The 19,530-nt window shown below is 71.1% G+C and carries 14 protein-coding genes; 7 read left to right on the forward strand and 7 right to left on the reverse strand.

The genetic code is table 11. The features are described from left to right. Positions 1-142: 142 nt before the first annotated feature. Entirely contained in the window at positions 143-1,162 is a 1,020-nt protein-coding gene (locus ACFYRX_RS36115) for an aspartate-semialdehyde dehydrogenase (protein WP_389109348.1), read from the reverse strand. Between the two features lie 205 nt (positions 1,163-1,367). Here ACFYRX_RS36115 and ACFYRX_RS36120 point away from each other — a divergent pair, with 205 nt between their 5' ends. Both ACFYRX_RS36120 and ACFYRX_RS36125 read left to right on the forward strand, forming a co-directional pair. Beyond that, positions 1,368-1,889 carry a sigma-70 family RNA polymerase sigma factor gene (locus ACFYRX_RS36120; RefSeq protein WP_389109351.1) on the forward strand — a complete coding sequence of 174 codons (522 nt, stop codon included), beginning with the start codon at positions 1,368-1,370 and terminating at the stop codon, positions 1,887-1,889. Position 1,890: 1 nt separating this feature from the next. Beyond that, on the forward strand, positions 1,891-2,595 hold the full coding sequence (locus tag ACFYRX_RS36125) for a hypothetical protein (protein ID WP_389109354.1): 705 nt from the start codon (positions 1,891-1,893) through the stop codon (positions 2,593-2,595). Between the two features lie 73 nt (positions 2,596-2,668). On the opposite strand, the gene ACFYRX_RS36130 is transcribed toward ACFYRX_RS36125, so the two are convergent. Beyond that, positions 2,669-5,956 (reverse strand): S8 family serine peptidase, encoded by a 3,288-nt coding sequence (locus tag ACFYRX_RS36130; protein WP_389109357.1) that lies wholly within the window; start codon positions 5,954-5,956, stop codon positions 2,669-2,671. A gap of 294 nt (positions 5,957-6,250) precedes the next feature. Here ACFYRX_RS36130 and ACFYRX_RS36135 point away from each other — a divergent pair, with 294 nt between their 5' ends. The 4 genes from ACFYRX_RS36135 to ACFYRX_RS36150 all read left to right on the forward strand — a co-directional run bounded on the left by ACFYRX_RS36135 (position 6,251) and on the right by ACFYRX_RS36150 (position 11,260). Beyond that, on the forward strand, positions 6,251-6,697 hold the full coding sequence (locus tag ACFYRX_RS36135; RefSeq protein WP_389109359.1) for an NUDIX hydrolase: 447 nt from the start codon (positions 6,251-6,253) through the stop codon (positions 6,695-6,697). Positions 6,698-6,929: 232 nt separating this feature from the next. Then, positions 6,930-8,696, forward strand: coding sequence for a TIGR03767 family metallophosphoesterase (locus ACFYRX_RS36140; RefSeq protein ID WP_389109361.1), 1,767 nt, complete (start codon positions 6,930-6,932; stop codon positions 8,694-8,696). 99 nt (positions 8,697-8,795) lie between these two features. Further along, positions 8,796-9,932, forward strand: a complete 1,137-nt coding sequence (locus ACFYRX_RS36145; RefSeq protein WP_389109363.1) for a serine hydrolase domain-containing protein — start codon at positions 8,796-8,798, stop codon at positions 9,930-9,932. A 143-nt stretch (positions 9,933-10,075) separates the two neighbouring features. After that, positions 10,076-11,260 carry a glycosyltransferase gene (locus ACFYRX_RS36150; RefSeq protein WP_389109840.1) on the forward strand — a complete coding sequence of 395 codons (1,185 nt, stop codon included), beginning with the start codon at positions 10,076-10,078 and terminating at the stop codon, positions 11,258-11,260. A gap of 18 nt (positions 11,261-11,278) precedes the next feature. Here ACFYRX_RS36150 and ACFYRX_RS36155 read toward each other — a convergent pair whose 3' ends face one another. From ACFYRX_RS36155 to pepN, 3 genes are all read right to left on the reverse strand, one after another. Then, on the reverse strand, positions 11,279-11,824 hold the full coding sequence (locus ACFYRX_RS36155; RefSeq protein WP_389109364.1) for a hypothetical protein: 546 nt from the start codon (positions 11,822-11,824) through the stop codon (positions 11,279-11,281). 225 nt (positions 11,825-12,049) lie between these two features. Further along, positions 12,050-13,108, reverse strand: coding sequence for a hypothetical protein (locus ACFYRX_RS36160; RefSeq protein WP_389109367.1), 1,059 nt, complete (start codon positions 13,106-13,108; stop codon positions 12,050-12,052). A gap of 206 nt (positions 13,109-13,314) precedes the next feature. Next, positions 13,315-15,900, reverse strand: coding sequence for an aminopeptidase N (pepN, locus tag ACFYRX_RS36165; protein ID WP_389109368.1), 2,586 nt, complete (start codon positions 15,898-15,900; stop codon positions 13,315-13,317). A 136-nt stretch (positions 15,901-16,036) separates the two neighbouring features. On the opposite strand from pepN, the gene ACFYRX_RS36170 reads away from it, so the two are divergent. Then, on the forward strand, positions 16,037-16,699 hold the full coding sequence (locus ACFYRX_RS36170) for a disulfide bond formation protein DsbA (protein ID WP_389109370.1): 663 nt from the start codon (positions 16,037-16,039) through the stop codon (positions 16,697-16,699). A gap of 266 nt (positions 16,700-16,965) precedes the next feature. On the opposite strand, the gene ACFYRX_RS36175 is transcribed toward ACFYRX_RS36170, so the two are convergent. Together ACFYRX_RS36175 and ACFYRX_RS36180 are read right to left on the reverse strand one after the other, a co-directional pair. After that, entirely contained in the window at positions 16,966-18,393 is a 1,428-nt protein-coding gene (locus ACFYRX_RS36175) for an FGGY family carbohydrate kinase (RefSeq protein WP_389109372.1), read from the reverse strand. A gap of 16 nt (positions 18,394-18,409) precedes the next feature. Continuing rightward, entirely contained in the window at positions 18,410-19,450 is a 1,041-nt protein-coding gene (locus ACFYRX_RS36180; RefSeq protein ID WP_389109375.1) for a 2-hydroxyacid dehydrogenase, read from the reverse strand. Between the last annotated feature and the right edge of the window lie 80 nt (positions 19,451-19,530).

Here is a 19,530-nt window from a genome sequence, read left to right on the forward strand (position 1 = left end):
CTGTGCCGCCTCCAACATACGGTGCGCCCAATCTACCCCCCCCCCGCCCCCCGGGCGCCCGGGCCCACAAGGTAAAAAAACGAGGGGGGGGGGGCCCCCCCAACCGGGGCGCCCACCCCTCGCGCGAGGAGAAGCGGGAGACCTACTTCGCGGACAGCTCCGCCGCCACCAGCTCCGCGATCTGCACCGCGTTCAGGGCCGCGCCCTTGCGGAGGTTGTCGCCCGAGACGAACAGGGCGAGGCCGTTGTCCACGGTCTCGTCGCGGCGGATGCGGCCGACGTACGAGACGTCCTTGCCGGCCGCCTGGAGCGGGGTCGGGATGTCGGAGAGCGCGACACCGGGGGCACCGGCCAGCAGCTCGGTCGCGCGCTCGGGGCTGAGCGGACGCGCGAAGCGGGCGTTGATCTGGAGGGAGTGGCCGGAGAACACCGGGACGCGTACGCAGGTGCCGGAGACCTTCAGCTCGGGGAGCTCGAGGATCTTGCGGGACTCGTTGCGGAGCTTCTGCTCCTCGTCGGTCTCGTTCAGGCCGTCCTCGACGAGGTTGCCCGCGAAGGGCAGGACGTTGAAGGCGATGGGGCGCTTGTAGACCTGCGGCTCGGGGAAGTCGACCGCACTGCCGTCGTGGGTGAGCTTGTCCGCGTCGGCGGCGACCTTCTGCACCTGCCCGTGCAGCTCCGCCACGCCCGCGAGGCCGGAGCCGGACACCGCCTGGTAGGTGGTGGCGATCAGCGTCTCGAGGCCCGCCTCGGTGTCCAGCACCTTCAGGACCGGCATCGCGGCCATCGTGGTGCAGTTCGGGTTGGCGATGATCCCCTTGGGGCGGTCCGCGATGGCGTGCGGGTTCACCTCGGAGACGACCAGGGGGACCTCGGGGTCCTTGCGCCACGCCGAGGAGTTGTCGATCACCACGGCACCCTGCGAGGCGACCTTTTCGGCCAGGGCCTTGGAGGTCGAGCCGCCCGCGGAGAACAGCACGATGTCCAGCCCGCTGTAGTCGGCCGTCGCCGCGTCCTCCACCGTCACACCGTCCAGGACCGAACCCGCCGAGCGCGCGGAGGCGAACAGCCGCAGCTCGGTGACCGGGAAGGCGCGTTCCTTGAGGATCCCGCGCATGACCGTGCCGACCTGACCGGTGGCTCCGACGATTCCGACCCTCACGGTGACTCCCTCACGTGTTCCTGTATGTCTGCGGCGTTTCCATCATGCGGCCGACCCGGGTCCGCCTGTCCAATTCTTTGCGCCCCATGCCCGAGGAATGGACGGCTGGACGGTGTGACGTACGCCTCTGCGCGAAAGTCCCGGGATCCGCCGAACGTTTCCGTGCGCTGCGGCGTCGTAGAGGAAACGCGGGGAGGGGTGGCTTGTGCTGCGCAGAAGGGCACGCCGGGTCCAGGAGGACGACGATCCTCTGGACGCGGCGCAGGAACGCCGGGTGCGAGCGGTGCTCGCCCTGGGCGGGGTGCCGCAGACGGACCTGCCGGACGGGGTGCAGCAGGTCCGTCTGCGGTTGCTGGAGCGGGCGGCGAAGGGGTACGAGGCGCCGCGGGACGTGTCCGCGTGGGCCGCCGTGGTCGCCTCCAACCTCGCCATGGACTGGCACCGGGCCAGGAAGCGCCAGGACCGGCTGGGGGAGCGGCTGGCCTCGCTGCGCCAGCACGAGCACCCGTCGGGGGAGGACACCAGCGTGCTCTCCCTCGCTGTCGCCCAGGGCCTGGACGAGCTGCCCGACCAGCAGCGCCAGGTCCTCGTGCTGCGGTTCTTCGCCGACCTGCCGGTGCGCTCGATCGCCCAGGAGCTGGGCGTCCCGGAGGGCACGGTCAAGAGCCGCCTGCACACGGCGGTCCGGGCCCTGCGAGCCCGCCTGCACGAGGACGAGGTGGTGTGACATGAGCGCCGAGAACGAGACATACGACGGCGACGCGCTCATGGCCGCGATCACCGGCGAGAAACCGGCCGGCGAGGCCCGCGAGGACGCCGCGTTCATGGCCGAGTACCGGTCGGCCGAGACCGACATCGCCCTGCTGCGGGAGCAGCTCGGGATCCTCGGCGAGACGCTCGCCGAACCGCCGGCCGTCCGGAAACCCGTTCCCCCGCGACTACGGCCGCCCTCCCCGGCCCGCCGCCGCGCCCGCACCCTGGCCTTCGGCACCCTCGCGGTGGCCGCCGTGGCCAGTGTGGTCACGGGTCTGGGCTGGCTCGTCGGACACAGTGGTGCGGACAACATCAGCTCGGCCGACTCGGGATCCTCCAAGGCGCAGGCCACGGTCCGCTTCGGTACCCCGGTCTACCTGGCCTGCGCCACCACGGTCGCCGAGGGCGAGGTCACCGTGGTCCGACGGCTCCCCGGAGAACTCCAGGTCACCGTGCATGTCACCTACTCCTACAAGCCGGCCACCGGCGTCGAGAACCTCACGTACGTGATCGGTGAGCACGACCTCCCTGAGCCCCTCGCCCAGGGCACCCGTGTCCTGTTCGGCGTGACCCAGGGCTCGCCGGTCCCCGACCACTGGGCCGTCGGTGAGAAGGCGGTCGCCCGGGAACGGGCCTGGGTCGTCGCCTCGCTGCCCGAGTCGCGCACGCTGTCCTGCTGAGAGACGGGGCTGAGGCACGAGAAAGGGCGGGCGCCCGGATGGACGCCCGCCCTCATCGCCGTACGGAGAAGTGTTACGGCGTGACCTTCTCGATCTTCACGCTGCCGACGCCCGCGACCGTGCCGCGCGTGTTGACGAGGCTGACCTGGCCGAAGAACTCACGGCCCGCCGGTGCGGCCGCCAGGGCGGTGACGCTGCCGGAGACGGTCGCCGAGCCGCCCGTCGCGATCTTGACCGGCGTGCCGTCGACGCTGACGGTGCCCAGGGCGCTGGAGAAGAACACGTCCTGGTAGTCGTACGCGGTGGAACCGGCCGGGACCGCGTAGCCCGCGACCTCGACGGTGTACGTGCCGGCGGCGGGCGAGGCGACCGAGACCGCCTCCTCCGAGTCACCGTCGGCGGACTGGCCGACCACGGTGCCCGCCGCGTTCTTGACCGTCAGGTCGAGGTCGGCGGACGGGTCGGAGACGTTGCCGATGACGACGTCGAGGGACGTGGCGCCCGCGGGCACCTCGACCGTGCTGGTCTGGACGACGCCCTCGGTGATCGTCGGGCGGGCCGACTTGGAGGAACCGAGGGGGCCACCGGCCAGCTTGCCGTCGATCGCGGCGAACTTGTTGGTCACCGTCCAGGAGGCGGTGACCGGGGTGCCGACCTTGGCCTCGGGGACGGTCACGGTCGCCGGGTCGAAGACCGCGCCGTAGACGGCGACGTCCAGCTTGTACGGGTTGTCGAGCAGCGGCGACGTGCGGCGCGACTCGACCTCGACCTCCCAGACACCGGCCTGCGGGTTCGCGTACGAACGCACGTCGGGCTTGCAGCCGTTGGTGTTCGGGTAGTTGCTGTAGCAGTACGGGGTGCCGGTGTCCTCGACCGCGACGCCGTACGGGTGGATCGAGATGAAGCGGGTCTGGCTCTTGTCCTTGAGCCCGCCGATCGCGACCTCCAGGGCGGTGGCGCCCTCGGGGACGGTCAGGAAGTAGTGCTGCGTGCTGTTGCGCTGCACGGTGTTAGACGCGGAGAAGGTGTACTTCACCGGCGTCGAGACGATGACCGTGGTCATGATCTGCTTGTCGACACCCTCGGTCCTCGGGTCGTCGAGCTCCAGGACGGCGCTCTTGATACCCGCGGACTTCGGCGCGGCCTGGACCTTGACGGTGACCGGCTGGTTCAGCGGGAGCGTCACGTCGCCCTTGCCGACGACCTTGAAGGTGTCACCGGCGTTGTTCTCGAAGCGCAGCTTGTGCCGGATCGCCTTGTCCGCGCCGGACGTACGGGTGATCGTGACGTCGTACGTCTTCTTCTGGCCGGCCTTCAGGCCGCCCTCGCGGTCGTAGAGACCGGTGCCGAAGCCCGGGGTCTTCAGCAGCTGGTCGAGGGCGGTGTCGACGGGCGCCTTGACCGTGTAGTCGGAGGCGGTCGCCTTGTGCGTGATGGCGTCCCAGGCGTCGACGATGTCGATGCGGCCCGCGCCCTCCTCGTACGCCTGCAGGCCCTTGATGTGGCCGGCGGTCGAGGTCAGGGCCGTGCGCAGGACCTGCGGGGTGAGCGCGATGCCCTTCTGCTTGGCGGCGCTCAGCAGCAGCGCGGAGGCGCCGGTGGCCTGCGGGGAGGCCATCGAGGTGCCCTGGAGCATCGAGTAGCCGGCCGGCAGCGTGTAGCCCGCCTCGGCGACCGGGGAGCCCGGCAGCCAGGTCTGCGTGGTGTTGATCGCGGCGCCGGGGGCGACCAGGGTCGGCGCGAAGCCGCCGTCCTCACGCGGGCCGCGCGAGGAGAAGGGCATCAGCCAGTACTTCTTGGTCACCTGCGAGCCGTAGTTGGCGGCCCAGGTCTCCTTGGAGACGGCCGCGCCCACCGAGATGACCTTGTCGGCCAGGCCCGGGTCGCCGATGGTGTTGGCGCCGGAGCCGGAGTTGCCCGCGGAGATGACCAGCTGGACGCCGTAGGTGTCGATGAGGCGCGTGTAGAGCTCGGCGCGAGCGTTGTTGCCGTCGTTGAGTGCGGGCAGGCCGCCGATCGACATGTTGACGATGTCGACGCCGCGGTTGACGACGAGGTCGATCATGCCCTCGGTCAGCGCCACGTTGGTGCAGCCGCCGGTCCAGGTGCAGGCGCGCGAGGAGACGATCTTCGCGCCCGGGGCCGCGCCGTTCATCTTGCCGCCGAACAGGCCGTGGGCGGCGGTGATGCCGGCGACGTGGGTGCCGTGCTCGGACTCGATGACGCCGATGTTGACGTAGTCGGACTTGCTGCCGGCGGCGTCGAAGACGACGTCCTTGCGGATCTCGACGACGAAGGGCTGGCGCTCGACGACGTCGGTCGACGGGTTGTCCGTGCCGAAGTAGCCGACCTGGTAGCCGTCCTTGTAGGGCTTCATCGGCGTGTCGTCGCTGAAGTCCTGGTTGTTGTTCAGGTCGACGCGGACGGTCCCGGCGGCCGCGTCGTAGAGGACGCCCCAGACGTCGGTGGTGTCGCCGTCGCGGTTGGCGTCGCCCTTGGCGTCACCGCCGGTGGTGGCCGACTCGCGGAACAGGTTGAACTGGTAGGAGCCCGCCGGGGCCTTCCAGGTGGCGCCCGCGATGGTGAAGGTCGGGCCGCTGACGGGGTTGTTCATCCGTCGCCAGGTGGCGTCGCCGTCGGAGACCGGGTCGGTCGCCGTCACCCAGTCGACGATCTTCCGCTCACCGGTGGTGGTCTTCTGCAGCGCCGGGTGGCCGAGGTCCACGCCGGAGTCCAGGATGCCGATGGTGACGCCGCGGCCGTCCGCCTTCGGGTGGTCCTTCACGAAGTCGACGGCGCCCGTCTCGAAGGACGGGTTGTACGGGTTCTCGGCGGGGGTCTTCGCGCTCGGCGCCGGGTAGGTCTTCGTGGCCTTGCCCGCGGCACCCTTGACGGTGTCGGCGCTCGGCGTGGGGTCGTCCAGCGGGATGTCCTGCTTGACGTCGATGCCGTGCACGGAGGAGAGCTTCGCGGCGGCGGCGATGGCCGAGTCCGCCTTCGCGGTGGGGACGGTGGCCCGGACGTAGCCGAGCTTGTCGTACGTGAGGCCCACCAGGCCGCCCTTGACCGCGTCCAGCTCCGCGGCGACCTGCTCGGTCTTGCCGGGCGCCGTGGCGACCATCAGCGTGATGCTCTTGTCGCCGTCGGCCTTGGCCTCGGCGAGCGCGTCGGCGTCGTCCGAACCGAGCTTCGCGGCGGCGGACTTCAGGCCCGGGTCGGCGGCGGGCGCGTCGTTCGCGGCGGAGAAGGCCATGGGTATCGGCCCCGCCGCGGAGAGGGCGGCGACCAGACCGGCCGCCACCGCTATTCGCGCCACACGTCTCGCGCCCGTTGTCTCAGTGGGCTGGGGGGTGAGGGTCATCGGCATCCCTTGTAGGTAAAGGAACGAGCAGGCATGTGACCGGGACCGATCGATCCTGGCCACGATGATCCGGAATACGACCCCGGATGAGCGCCCAGCTTTACCCATGGGAAGGATGTTTAGGGAGAGTTGACCGAATCGATATGGGTGTATGGGGAAAACCCGCGATGCCCTTTGGGTTCTTCACGGTCTTTCGTGATATTGGAGAAGATGCGTGAGGAAGCGGACTATTCGCCTGGACCGGGCCCGGAAGCCCACCGGACAATCCGGACCCCGGCGGGCTAACTTCCTCCTATGCGCAAGAAGTTGAGGGTGGCGGCCTACGCCGTGTGTGTCCGCGACGGACAGGTTCTTCTCGCCCGCTGGGTCAACGACGGCCAACCGGAGTGGACGCTGCCCGGCGGCGGCATGGAGCACGGCGAGGACCCCTACGACACCGTGCTGCGGGAGGTCGAGGAGGAGACGGGCTACCGCGTCGAGGTCACCGGGCTGCTCGGGGTGCGATCGGTGCGCTTCCAGACCCGGCACTCCTTCGGCCGCACGGTCGACCGGCACCACGTGGGACTCATGTACGAGGCCCGGGTCACCGGAGGTGAACTGCGCTTCGAGGTGGGCGGCTCCACGGACATGGCCGAATGGCACGACCTGGACGCGGTCCCCGCGCTGAAGCAGGCGCCCCAGGTCGACTGCGGCCTGCGCCTGTGGCGGGAACGCCCGGTGACCGGACAGCCCGGGGGATAGGTGTCGTACCCCGGAAGATGAACACGGCGTAGCCGCTCCCGGGCCGTTCGACGAGCGCTCATGAACGCGCAGGGTGGGCCAAGATCGACGTACGGTGATCGGCGTTGCGCGTTGCCGTCTCGTTCACGCGCAGGTCATCCCCAGTGCCAAGCATCCAGTGAGAACGGGTTGTTCGCGAACGCGATCACCCGTGACCACTGCCGACGCAGTTCGCACTCGGGGAGATCGCGCCATGTCGCGCACACGCTCTGTCGCCAGCAGCACGCTGGGGGTCCACCGCCGTACCGTCCTCGCCGCCGCAGGCGCCGCCGCCGTCTCCGCGGGCGTCGGCTACGCCCTGCGGCCCACCGACAGCCAGGCCGCGACCACCGCCGCTCCGGCCGAGGCGCCGGTGGCCCAGACCGTCCACAAGGCCGCCGCCCCGGCCGAGGCCCCCCTCGCCCCGTACACCCGCGGCACCACCGTCGCCTCCGTCGCCGCCCCCCGCACCAGCTCCGGCTACCGGCGCCTGGGCGACGGAACCGGCTGGAGCCGCAAGGTGCGCTCCGAACTCGCCGCGCCGAAGGCCGGACGGGCCGGCCGCCGTACCTCTCTGGCCGCGTTCGTGCAGCTCACCGACCTGCACCTGATGGACAGCCAGCACCCGACGCGCCTGGAGTACCTGCGCTCGACCGACGTGCACGCCTGGCGGCCCCAGGAGGCGCTGACCGTGCCCGGCGCGATCTCGCTCGTCGAGCGGATCAACGCGCTGCGCGCCGGCCCCGTCACCGGCGCCCCGCTCCAGTTCGCCATGACGACCGGCGACAACACCGACAACAACTCGCACACCGAGCTCGACTGGTTCCTCACCATGATGAGCGGCGGCCGGATCACCCCCAACTCCGGGGACCCGCGCCACTACGAGGGCGTCCAGAACAGCGGACTCAAGCAGTACTGGCAGCCCGACTCCACCACCCGCGACAACGACAAACAGCTCGGCTTCCCGCACCTTCAGGGCTACCTCGCCGCCGCCATCCGCGAGGTGAACAGCCCCGGCCTGAACATCCCCTGGTACTCCACGGTCGGCAACCACGACAGCCTTCCGCTGGGCTGCTACGGCCACGGCGACTCCTGGCTCGCCGAGTACGCCGTCGGCGGCAAGAAGCTCATGTCGCTGCCCGCGTCCGAGTCGAAGAAGCTCCAGGACATGATCAGGAAGGCCTCCGACCCCCAGGGCCACGCCTTCCGCGACCTGCTCAAGGCGCACGCCCGGAACATGCGCACGGTCACCCCCGACGAGCGGCGAGCCCCCTACACCTCCCGCGACTACCTCACGGCCCACCTCGACCCCGCGCACCGGGGCGTGGGCCCGGTCGGCCACGGCTACTCCACCGCCAACCTCGACGCGGGCACCCAGTACTACAGCTTCCGCATCGCGGACGACGTCGTCGGCATCAGCCTCGACACCACCGACCCGGGCGGCCACTACCAGGGGTCCGTCGGCACCAAGCAGCTGCGGTGGCTGGAGCGGACGCTGCGGGAGAACAAGGACTCCCACGTCGTCGTCTTCAGCCACCACACCAGCGACTCGATGGACAACACCCGCCCCGACCCGGCCCACCCGGGCGAGCGGCGGCACAGCGGTCAGGAGGTCGTCGCCGTCCTCACCGGCCACAGCAACGTCGTCGCCTGGGTCAACGGCCACATCCACCGCAACGTGATCACCGCCCACCAGGCCTCCGGCGGCCGTTCCTTCTGGGAGATCTCCACTGCCTCCCACATCGACTTCCCGCACCTGGCCCGGGTCATCGAGCTGGTCGACAACAAGGACGGCACGCTCTCGGTCTTCACCACCCTGATCGAGTCCGCGGCCCCGCACCGCACCGACTTCACCGACCTCTCCCAGACCGGCCTCGCCGCCCTCTACCGCGAACTGGCCTACAACGCCCCCGGTGGCAGCGACAAGCTCGGCGGCGCCGCGAGCGACCGGAACACGGAGCTGGTCCTGAAAAAGGGCTGAAACCGGCCCAACCTCCTTGATCCACCTCAACCTTCGTCCTCCGGTGTGAGTCTCCCCCGCCGATCGCGCTCGCCGAGCGTGACCGGACAGGGGGAAGACATGACCGTACGTACGACAGTGGTGGTGGCGACGACGGCCGTGGCGCTCACGGCCGGCCTCGCCGGTCCGGCGATGGCGGCCGGGCCCGGCGACCACGACGCGACCCGCCGGGCCGTCCGCGCCGCGGTGAAGGACGGTGTGCCGGGTGTGACGCTGACGGCGAAGGACGGCCGGAGCACCTGGTCGGCCACCGCCGGGGTCGGCGATCTGAAGACGCACGCGCCGCGTTCGGCGGACGACCGCTACCGCGTCGGCTCCATCACCAAGACCTTCGTCTCCACCGTGCTGCTCCAACTGGAGGCGGAGGGACGGCTGTCGCTCGACGACAAGGTGGAGAAGTGGCTGCCGGGCCTGGTCCGCGGCAACGGCCACGACGGCCGCCGGATCACCCTCCGTCAGCTCCTCAACCACACCAGCGGGATCTTCAACTACACCGCCGACGACACGTTCGGGCGGACGTACTTCCTCAAGGACGGCTTCTTCAAGCACCGTTACGACACCCAGAGCCCCGGGGATCTCGTCGCGATCGCCATGGCTCACAAGCCGGACTTCGCGCCGGGCGCGTCCTGGAACTACTCCAACACGAACTACGTCGTGGCGGGCATGGTGATCCAGAAGGTCACCGGCCGGTCGTACGGCGAGGAGATCCGCCACCGCATCATCGGCCCCTTGCATCTGACGGCCACCTCGGTGCCGGGCACCCGCGTCACCGTCCCGCAGCCCAGCAGCCGGGCCTACTCCAAGCTGGCGCAGACCGCGACGGGGCCGACGTACGACGTCACGAGGCTGAACCCCTCGCTGGCCTCCTCGGCGGGCGAGATGATCTCCGACTCGGCCGATCTGGACCGCTTCTACTCGGCCCTGCTGAAGGGCGGACTGCTCCCGCCGAAGCAGCTGAAGGAGATGAAGACCACGGTGGCCGCCCCGGGCATCCCGAACGCCGGGTACGGCCTCGGTCTGATGGACCGCGAGCTCAGTTGCGGGGTCCATGTGTGGGGGCACGGCGGCGGCATCCACGGCTCGTCCTCCGAGGCCGTGACCACGGCGGACGGCCGGCACTCGGTCGCCTTCAACTTCAACGGCGACTGGTCGGGGGACAGCGACGCGGTGATCGACGCGGAGTTCTGCGGCGGGTAGCCGCGCCGACCCGGATCCGAAGCACCCAGTTCATCCGGACGTAATGTCCGTACCGCCTCATATCGGCTAACCCGCACTTCACGGGGATGGCTCGATTCATGTGCGAGGCGGGTGGTCGTGTGCGTACCGGACGCGAACTGCGGGTGCTGTCGGTGTACGAGGGTTTCTTCTCCGGCGGGGCCCGGATCGTGCACAGTGACATCGTTCTGGGCCTCACTGAGGGCGGCCAGCACCATGAGGTGCTGAGCCTGTACGGCGAGGTGCACCGGGAGGCGACCCGTCAGCGGATGGCGGACGACACCTGCTACCGGGCGCTGACCGCGGCCGGGGTGGGCGTCACCACCCTCGGCCGCACGTTCCGCGGCACCGGCGTTTCGGCCGACTTCACCGGTGCGGAGCTGGCCGAAACAGCCCGGGCGACGGCCGGCGCGGACGTCATCCTGTCCCTGAAGGAGCAGCCGCTGGGGCTGCTGAACCAGGCGGGCCTGCCGCGCCGCCCGGTCGTGGTCTGCCTGCACCGCTCCGACCCGCAGAACCAGGGCGCCGCCCTCGACGAACTGAAGGCCGCCATCGCCGACGGCACGGTCGTGGCCTGCGTCTGCTGCGCCGAGTCCACGAGGGCCGCCTACCTGGCCGCCGGCATCCCCGCGGGCCTGCTCCACGTGATCCCCAACGGCGTCGACCTCTTCCGCTTCCGCCCCGACGCGGCCCGCCGCCTCGCGGTCCGCACGGAACTCGGCATCGACCCCGCGGCCCCCGTGGTCGTCTTCGCCGCCCGCTACGACGCCATGAAGAACGTGCCCCTGCTGCTCGCCGCGGCCCGCGCCTGGCTCGACCGCGTCCCCGACGGGCAGGTGCTGATGTGCGGGGCGGGCATGGCGGCGGCGAACACGGGCCTGACGGCGGACATCGCGGAGGCGTTCGGCGCGCGGCAGGGCCTGACCGGCCGTCTGCGCCTCCTGGGCGTCCGCCGTGACATGGAGGGGCTGTACGCCGCCTCCGACGTCGTCGCCCTCACCTCCGCCTGGGGCGAGGCGGCTCCCCTGTGCCTGATCGAGGGCATGATGTGCGGCGCGGTCCCGGTGGCGACGGACGTCGGCGACAGCGCGGCGATCGTGGCGGGCCACGGCCTGATCACGGCCCCGGACCCGGAGGAGATCGCGGCGGCCTGGTCACAGGCGGCGGCCTCCCGCACCGACCTGGCCCCGGCCCTCGCGGCGAGCCGTGAACGCTTCAGCCGTACGAGGATGATCGCGTCGTACGCGGCCCTGCTGGACCGTGCCGCCGCGGACGTCTTCAGGGAGTTCGACGAGTCCCCGGCCGGCTGAGGGCGGCGGAGGGAGCGGTTACTTCACCACGCTGACCGTCGTGCCCATGCTGGCGAACGCCCACATGGCGGCGCCGTCCGCGACCCGCTCGCGGATGGCGCCGGTGCGGAGGTCGGGATTCGGGGACGGGGAGGAGCCGTCCACCGCGTTGGAGAAGGCCGAGCTGGTTCCGAAGTAGACGGCGTGCTCGATGGCCACCCCGTCGGATCCGGTCCCCTGCTCCCGCCGGAAGGAGACCTTGTACGACCCGGGGGCGGGAGTGATGGTCCCGGCCCACACGGTGAAGGACCGCAGGACGCCGCCGTTGACGTCGACCAGCCACACACGCTTCTGGCCGGTGGAGTAGACGACCCGACGACCGGTGCCGGAATCGCCCGGAAGCGGACTCTGTGCCTTCGGAGTGCTCGACCCGGAGGGCTTCGCGGCCGGCGTGGAAGCGCTGGAGCCCAGGCTGTCCTTCGGCGCGTGCTGGCGTGCCTGCACGGCCAGCGCACCCACGGTGACCAGTGCGCCCACCAGCAGGGCGGTTATCCAGGCACCCGAAGGAACTCTGCGGCTCGACACTCGACTATTCTCCACGATCATCCCGGTACGAACGCGCGGATGGCCCGCGGTGGCCTCAGGCTATCGGAGCGAAGCCGTCCGTCCGGCGCCCCGTCCAGGAGCGGGCCACCAGGGCGAACGTGCGCCGAACTCCCCGGCCGGCGCCCCGACTTGGAGGAGGGGCCGCGGGCATCCCCGATGCCGACGGCCCCTCCTCTCCCCTCCTGGCCCCGCCCCGGTCCGTCACTACCGGGGCAGCACCACGACATAGGCGGCGGGTTCCCGGTCGCCGGAGGCCATGAGGGCCGTGCGGACGACCGCCGCCTGCTGTTCCAACGCCTCCCGCAGCTTGCGCGGCGTGATGTGGACGACCGTGATGCCGAGCCGCTCCAGGTGCTCGCGCTTGCGTGCGTACTCCGACCACAGGGCGTCGTCGTCCTCGCGGTGGCCCTGACGCGGGGCGCGGGTGTCCAGCTCGACGGCGACCGCCTGCTCCGGCCAGTACGCGTCCAGGCCGCCGAGGTGCGGCCCGCCCGGGATCCTCAGGTCCACGTTCCACACCGGGTCCGGGAGGCCGTACTCCTCGACCATGCGGTACAGCCGGTCCTCCGCGATCGCGCGGCCCTCGGCGAGCAGGGAGTCCACCGCGTCCACCACGTGCGGGCGGCTCAGCAGCTTGGCGTTGTTCAACTCCCGGACGACGGCGGCCGGTTCGCAGTGGCCGCCGCGCACCGCCTCGGTGAGCAGCCTGCGTACCGTGCCCGCGTCCGTCAGTTCGGTGACCGCGTCGGCGAGGGCGCGCGGGACCGGGGCGACCGGGAGGCCCGTGACCTGTTCGGGGGCGGGGAGTGCCGAGGTGCGGACGATCCGCGCGCCGCCCGTCGAGCGCAGCCGGCGCAGCCTGGGCACCAGGACGTCGATCCGGTCCAGGGAGGGCAGGGGAGGGGTCGAGGTGAACCCGTGCAGTGTCAGCGCCGCCAGTCCCGTGATCATCGCCTCGGCGTAGACCGGCCGGTGCGGTTCCTCCGCGCCCGGCTGCGTGGGGACCCCGGTGCCGCGCTCGCGTGCCGCGTACATCAGCACCGCGTGCAGCCGCTCCTCGCTGGTCGGCGGGCCAGGGTGGAGCAGGAACACGCCCGGGAGGATCTGCTGCCAGGGCCCGCCGGGCCGGCACTGCTCGTTCGCCTCGGCGGCCGAGACGCCCTGCGTGCGGAGCCGGCCGGCCGTCACGACGCGGCGGTGCACCTCGGCGAGGTGGCGCAGGGGGCGGGGGGAGAGCGGGGGGACCGGGGTGTTGTGGTTCATGCAGCGGAGATTCCCGCAGTTCGTCCGGCTCCTAACCGCTGTTACACGTCCGTCGACAAATACGGACAAGGCAGTACTAAAGGACGGGTGTTCGGGTGCCGAGTAGGCAGCGAAAACCCCTGGTCCATTCGGGTCGGACCAGGGGTTACGGCTGCTATTGACCGTATTTCGTAACGGCTACCGGGCGCCCAAGCTCAGGCCAGAGGTCACCCGTGGTTGACGGCCCCGGCGTCGCACTCCTGCCCCCGCAGCGCCCGCGCCAGATCGTCCCGCCCTTCCAGCACCAGCCGCCGCAGCGCCGGCGCCGCGTCCGGGTGCGCCGCGAGCCAGGCGTCGGCCGCGTCCAGCGTGGCCCGCGAGTCCCGCAGCGAGGGGAACAGTCCCGAGACGATGTTCATGGCGATCTGGATCGAACGGTCCTGCCACACCCGCTCGAGCACCGCGAAGTACTTCTCCGTGTACGGCTCCAGCAGCGTCCGCTGGGACGGCTGGTTGAAGCCCGAGATGGTCGCCTCGGCCAGGGCGTTGGAGAGCGCGTCGGACTCCACGATCTGCGCCCACGCCTGCGCCTTCACCGCCTCGGACGGACGGGCGGCCAGACAGCGGACCTGGTGCCGCTTGCCGGACGCGGTGTCGTCGCGGGCGAGTTCGGCGGCCAGCGCCTTCTCGTCGGCGTGCCCCGACACGGTCAGCGGGTGCAGGAACGCCCACCGCAGCTCCTGGTCGACCTCCAGCCCCTCGATGGCCGACGTGCCGTCCAGCAGGCCCTGCAACAGCTCGAAACCGGCCGGGCTCTCGGCCGTCCGCGCGAAGAACCGCGCCCACGCCAGCTGCTGTCCGCTGCCCGGCTCGGCGGCGAGCAGCTCCCGCTCGGCCCCCTCGGCGAGCAGCGCCGCCCCCTGGTCCCGCCACGCGGGCGCCGCGTAGTGCACGAGGGCCGACTCGGCCCAGGCATGCAGCATCTGCAGGACGCCGATGTCGGACTCGCGGCCCGCGAAGCGCAGCACGATGTCCACGAACTCCCTGGCCGGCAGCAGCGCGTCCCGCGTCATGTTCCACAGCGCCGACCAGCACAGGGCCCGGGCGAGCGGGTCGGTCAGATCACCGAGCCCCGCCCTCAGGGTCTCCACGGAGCCCGCGTCGAAGCGGGTCTTGCAGTAGGTCAGGTCGTCGTCGTTGACGAGCACGAGTTCCGGTGCCTCGGCGCCGGCCAGCTCCGCCACGACCGTACGCGGGCCGTCGACGTCCACCTCGGCGCGTGCGTACCGCTCCAGCGCGCCGTTCCCGGAGTGGCGGTACAGGCCCACCGCCACCCGGTGCGGCCGCAGCTCCGGGTGTGACTCGGCCGCCTCCTGCACGACCGCCAGCTCGTCGACCCGGCCCTCCGCGTTCAACAGCACCTGCGGGGTGAGGGAGTTGACCCCGGCCGTCTGGAGCCAGGACCGCGCCCACGTGCCCATGTCGCGCCCGCTGGTCTCCTCCAGCACCGACAGCAGGTCACCGAGGCCCGTGTTGCCGTACGCGTGCCGCTTGAAGTAGCGCCGCGCGCCCTCCAGGAAGGCGTCCTGGCCGACGTACGCGACGAGCTGCTTCAGCACGGACGCGCCCTTGGCGTACGTGATGCCGTCGAAGTTGAGCTTGGCGTCCTGGAGGTCGCGGATGTCGGCCGTGATCGGGTGCGTGGAGGGCAGCTGGTCGGCGCGGTACGCCCAGGCCTTGCGGCGGTTGGCGAAGGTGATCCAGGCGTCCTTGAAGCGGGTCGCGCCGACGTTGGCGAAGGTGCCCATGAAGTCCGCGAAGGACTCCTTCAGCCACAGGTCGTCCCACCACACCATGGTGACCAGGTCACCGAACCACATGTGCGCCATCTCGTGCAGGATGACGTTGGCCCGGCCCTCGTAGGACGTCTGCGTGACCTTGCCCCGGAAGATGAACTCCTCGCGGAAGGTCACGATCCCCGGGTTCTCCATCGCGCCGAGGTTGTACTCGGGCACGAACGCCTGGTCGTACTTCCCGAAGGGGTACGGGTAGTCGAAGTGCTCGTGGAAGAAGTCCAGCCCCTGCTTGGTGACGAGGAAGACGTCGTCGGAGTCGAAGTAGGGGGCGAGCCCCTTGCGGCACAGGGCGCCGAGCGGGATCTCCAGCGTCGTGCCGTCGGCGAAGGTACGGGAGTACGAGTCGGTGACGTAGTGGTACGGGCCCGCCACCACACACGTGATGTACGTCGGGATCGGCTTCGTCTCCGCGAACCGCCAGACCCCGTCGGACAGGTCCCCGGCTCCGTTGCTCCACACCGTCCAGCCCTCGGGGGCCCGCACCTCGAAGCGGTACGGCGCCTTGAGGTCCGGCTGCTCGAAGTTGGCGAAGACCCGGCGGGAGTCGGCCGGCTCGTACTGCGTGTAGAGGTAGACCTCGCCGTCCTCGGGGTCGACGAAGCGGTGCATGCCCTCGCCGGTGCGGGAGTAGGCGCACTGGGCGTCGACGATCAGCTCGTTGTCGGAGGCGAGGTCCTCCAGGGCGATCCGGGAACCGTCGAAGACCTCGCCCGGGTCGAGGTCCCGGCCGTTCAGCGAGAGCGCCGTGACGCTCGGGGCGATCAGGTCCGCGAAGCTGGACGCGCCCGGCTCGTTGCACCGGAAGCGGATCGTGGTCACGGACCGGAACGTCCGCGGACCGTCCCCGGCCTGGTCGCCGACCGCCGAGCGCAGGTCGAGGGACACGTCGTACCCGTCGACGGACAGCAGGGCGGCCCGCTCCCGGGCCTCGTCACGGGACAGATTCTCACCGGGCACGGGGGGCGCTCCCTCGGGTCGTGTTCAGCATGCGGACAGGCCGATCCTGCCATGTGCCCCTGACATCGGTCAGCCGGGAATGGGGAAGGCGGCGGCCGGTGTTGCCAGGGGAAAAGAACTCTTCTCTAGGAGACCCATGTCCGAGTCCGCGAGCGCTCCCGGCAAGACCCCCGTCGACTTCTGGTTCGACCCGCTGTGCCCCTGGGCCTGGATGACCTCCCGCTGGGTCCTGGAGGTCGAGAAGGTCCGGGACATCGAGGTGCGCTGGCACATCATGAGCCTGGCGGTGCTGAACGAGCCGAAGATCGACGAGCTTCCCGACGAGTACCGCGAGCTGCTGGAGACCAAGGCCTGGCAGCCGATCCGGGTGGTCACCGCGGCCTGGCAGAAGCACGGCTCCGACATCCTCGGCCCGCTGTACACCGCGCTCGGCACCCGTATCCACAACGAGGGCCTGGGCCCGGTGCGCGAGGCCGTCGAAGGCGCCCTTGCGGACGTCGGTCTGCCCGCCGACCTGATCGAGTACTTCGACCAGAAGGACTTCGAGTTCGACGCCGAGCTGCGCGCCTCCCACAAGGAGGGCATCGACAAGGTCGGCCAGGACGTCGGCACCCCGGTCATCGCGGTCCCCGGCCCCGACGGCGAGCAGATCGCCTTCTTCGGCCCGGTCGTCACCCCGGCCCCCAAGGGCGAGGAGGCCGCCAGGCTGTGGGACGGCACCGTGGCGGTCGCCTCGGTCCCGGGCTTCTACGAGATCAAGCGCTCCCGCACGAAGGGCCCGGACTTCAGCAACCTGTAGTCACTTCTTCGGCTCGGGAAAGGAACCTCCGTCGTTCTGGTCCCCGAGCCGCTGGTACCGCAGACACCCTTCACGGGAGCACCGGAAGTACGAGCCCAGGCGGGTATGCCTGGGCTTGTGCTCCCGGACGAACGCCTGTTCTTCATCGGTGAGGGCTCGAAACTCCTGAAGAGTCCCCCCACAGTTCGAGCACCGCATGAACACCGTGCACCCCCACCCACCCAGGGGCGCGGGGAACGGCGCGACCAGCCACGACGGCGCCGCAGCTAACGACCGGCCTGTCCCCGAGCCACATCCAACCGAGCCACATGCTCCTGGAATCCCTTGGAGTAGTACGCGGAACGCCCAGGATCCGGCTCGACGATCGCCGTGGGTTCGGTCCAGACCCCGGCATCAAGCGAAACCCCGTACCGCTCAGCCGCGGCCAACACCGCCCCCCGAGCCCCCACCTCGCCCTCGACCACCCTGAGCGGCCGCCCGAGCACATCGGCGAGCAGCTGCATCCACGCCGAACTCCGCGTCCCGCCCCCGCACACCGCGAGCGACCCCATCAGTCCCGCCGCCTCCAGACAGTGCCGGGCCGCGTACCCGATGCCCTCGCAGGTGGCCCGGACCAGGTCGGCCTTGGTCGTCTCCAGGGAGACCCCGCTGAGCTCGGCCCGCAGATGCGGCTCGACGAAGGGGGCGCGCTCGCCCGAGGGCGCGAAGTACGGCAGCACCCGAACCCCGTGCGCCCCCGGCGGGGTCGCGGCCAGCAGGTCGTCGGCCTCGGCGTGGGTGACGCCCGTCGTGGACAGCACCCAGTCCAGCGCCGCCGTCCCGACCATCGCCGGCATCGCCCGCAGCCAGTGCCCCGGCCGGTCGGTGGAGATGTACAGCCCGGCGGGCTCGCCGCTCAGATCGAGCTCGGTCGTGGCGACCAGCGCCGCCAGACAGGTCCCGACGATGAGGAGCCCGTCGCCCGGCGTGGTGACCCCGGCGCCGAGCGCACAGGCCGGCAGATCGTACGGCCCGTTCGAGATCCGCGTCCCGGACGGCAGCCCTTCCCCCCGGGCCGAACCCGTGGCGATCGGATCCCCGACGGACGGGAGCAGCCCCCGGCGACGGGTGAGTCCCAGCAGCTCGACCACCCGGTTGTCGTACGTCCGGGTCCGCGGGTCGAGGAACGGCATGGACGCGTCCGACACGTCCGTCACGGCCCGCTCCGCACCCGTCAGCCGCTGGAAGACCATGTCCTTGCAGTACAGGGCGGCCGCGGCGGCGTCCAGGGACTTCGGGTCGTGCCGGTCCAGCCAGGCCAGCAACGGCCCCGGCGAGCCGGGGAACATCGCGCCGCCCGTCCGCCGGAACACCGTCTCGAACGTGCCGTCCGCCAGCCACTGGTCGAGCAGTTCGTGGGCCCGCCCGTCCATCCAGGAGACGGCGGACCGCACCGGCCGCCCCTTCCGGTCGACCAGCCACACCCCGTCGCCCTGCCCGGTCAGCCCGGCCAGCTCCACCGGCTCGGGCACCCGCCCGGTGAGCCTGCCGAGGACCTCGACCACGGCGTCGTAGACCTCCGCCATGTCCTGCTCGACGAACCCGCCGTGCAGGGAGAGCTCCACCGGGCGTGATTCGACGGCCAGTTGACGGCCCTCGGCGTCGAAGGCGGCGGCCTTGACGACGGACGTGCCCACATCGATACCGACGTACATGGAAATCCCTTCTCGGTCACGTCAAGCAGTGCGCCAACCGCTCCCCCCGCACCCAGCGGCCCACCTCCTCCGCCGCGATCCTCGCCGCCTTCTCGGCCACCGCGCGGCTCGCCCCGCCGAGGTGTGGGGTGAGGACGACCCGGTCGGCCAGGGCGTGCAGCCGGGAGTCCGCGGGCAGCGGTTCCTGCTCGTAGGTGTCGAGGGCGGCGGCCGACACCTGGCCGCTCTCCAGCGCGTCGCACAGGGCGGCCTCGTCGACGAGCGGTCCGCGGGCCACGTTCACCACGACCGCGCCCTTCGGCAGCAGCGCCAGTTCGCGGGCGCCGATCAGATGCCGGGTCTCGGCGGTGAGACGGGCGTGCAGGGTGATCACCCGGGAGCGGCCGAGGAGCTGGTCGAGCGAGGACACGCGCAGGCCGTGGATCTCGCCGCGCACATAGGGGTCGTACACCATCACCTGCGCCCCGAAGGCGCACAGCACGCGCGCGACCCGGCTGCCGACGGCGCCGTAGCCGACGAGTCCGACGGGCAGGTCCTCCAGCTCCAGACCGCTGTGCTCGTACGTGTAGTAGGCGGCGCCCTCCCAGCTGCCCTGGCCGGCGAGGAGACCGTGGGCCTGCGGGATGCGGCGCAGCGCGGAGAGCAGGGTGCCGACGGTGAACTCGGCGGTGGCGGCGGCGTTGCGGCCGGGCGCGAAGCACACCCGCACGTCACGGGCCTTGGCCGCGTCGAGGTTCACGTTGACCGGGCCGCCGCGGCAGACCACGACCAGCCGCAGATCGGCGGCCGCCTTCAGCACCCGTTCGGTGACCGGGCCCATCTGGGTGACCAGTACCTCCGCTCCGGCGAGCGCCTCGATCAGTTCGTCCTCGGCGTCGCTCGCCTCCGTCACCTCCGAGACGGGCCCGAAGGGCTCCAGGGGCCAGCCGAGCGTCAACTCCCTCGTCCTGACCGGGATGCCGCCCAGCTCGGCCGCGACGGCCCCGGCGATCAGCCCCGGCAGTACGAAGTGGTCGCCGGCCGCCACGACACGTACGGGATCGGTCCTCTGGGTCATCGTCGACCTCCGAGTCGTTGCTTCACTGAGACGATGTTGAGCCGCGTGTCCGGGGTACGCATAGACCCCGTGCGGGTGGG

The sequence above is a fragment of the Streptomyces sp. NPDC005374 genome (assembly GCF_042872225.1).
Classification (GTDB): Bacteria; Actinomycetota; Actinomycetes; order Streptomycetales; family Streptomycetaceae; genus Streptomyces.

Excerpts from the sequence above, each read along its gene's own strand:
- ACFYRX_RS36125 (WP_389109354.1), top strand. The coding sequence starts at position 1,891 with ATGAGCGCCGAGAACGAGACATACGACGGCGACGCGCTCATGGCCGCG.
- ACFYRX_RS36130 (WP_389109357.1), bottom strand. The coding sequence starts at position 5,956 with ATGACCCTCACCCCCCAGCCCACTGAGACAACGGGCGCGAGACGTGTG.
- ACFYRX_RS36135 (WP_389109359.1), top strand. The coding sequence starts at position 6,251 with ATGCGCAAGAAGTTGAGGGTGGCGGCCTACGCCGTGTGTGTCCGCGAC.
- ACFYRX_RS36140 (WP_389109361.1), top strand. The coding sequence starts at position 6,930 with ATGTCGCGCACACGCTCTGTCGCCAGCAGCACGCTGGGGGTCCACCGC.
- ACFYRX_RS36145 (WP_389109363.1), top strand. The coding sequence starts at position 8,796 with ATGACCGTACGTACGACAGTGGTGGTGGCGACGACGGCCGTGGCGCTC.
- ACFYRX_RS36160 (WP_389109367.1), bottom strand. The coding sequence starts at position 13,108 with ATGAACCACAACACCCCGGTCCCCCCGCTCTCCCCCCGCCCCCTGCGC.
- ACFYRX_RS36170 (WP_389109370.1), top strand. The coding sequence starts at position 16,037 with ATGTCCGAGTCCGCGAGCGCTCCCGGCAAGACCCCCGTCGACTTCTGG.
- ACFYRX_RS36175 (WP_389109372.1), bottom strand. The coding sequence starts at position 18,393 with ATGTACGTCGGTATCGATGTGGGCACGTCCGTCGTCAAGGCCGCCGCC.
- ACFYRX_RS36180 (WP_389109375.1), bottom strand. The coding sequence starts at position 19,450 with ATGACCCAGAGGACCGATCCCGTACGTGTCGTGGCGGCCGGCGACCAC.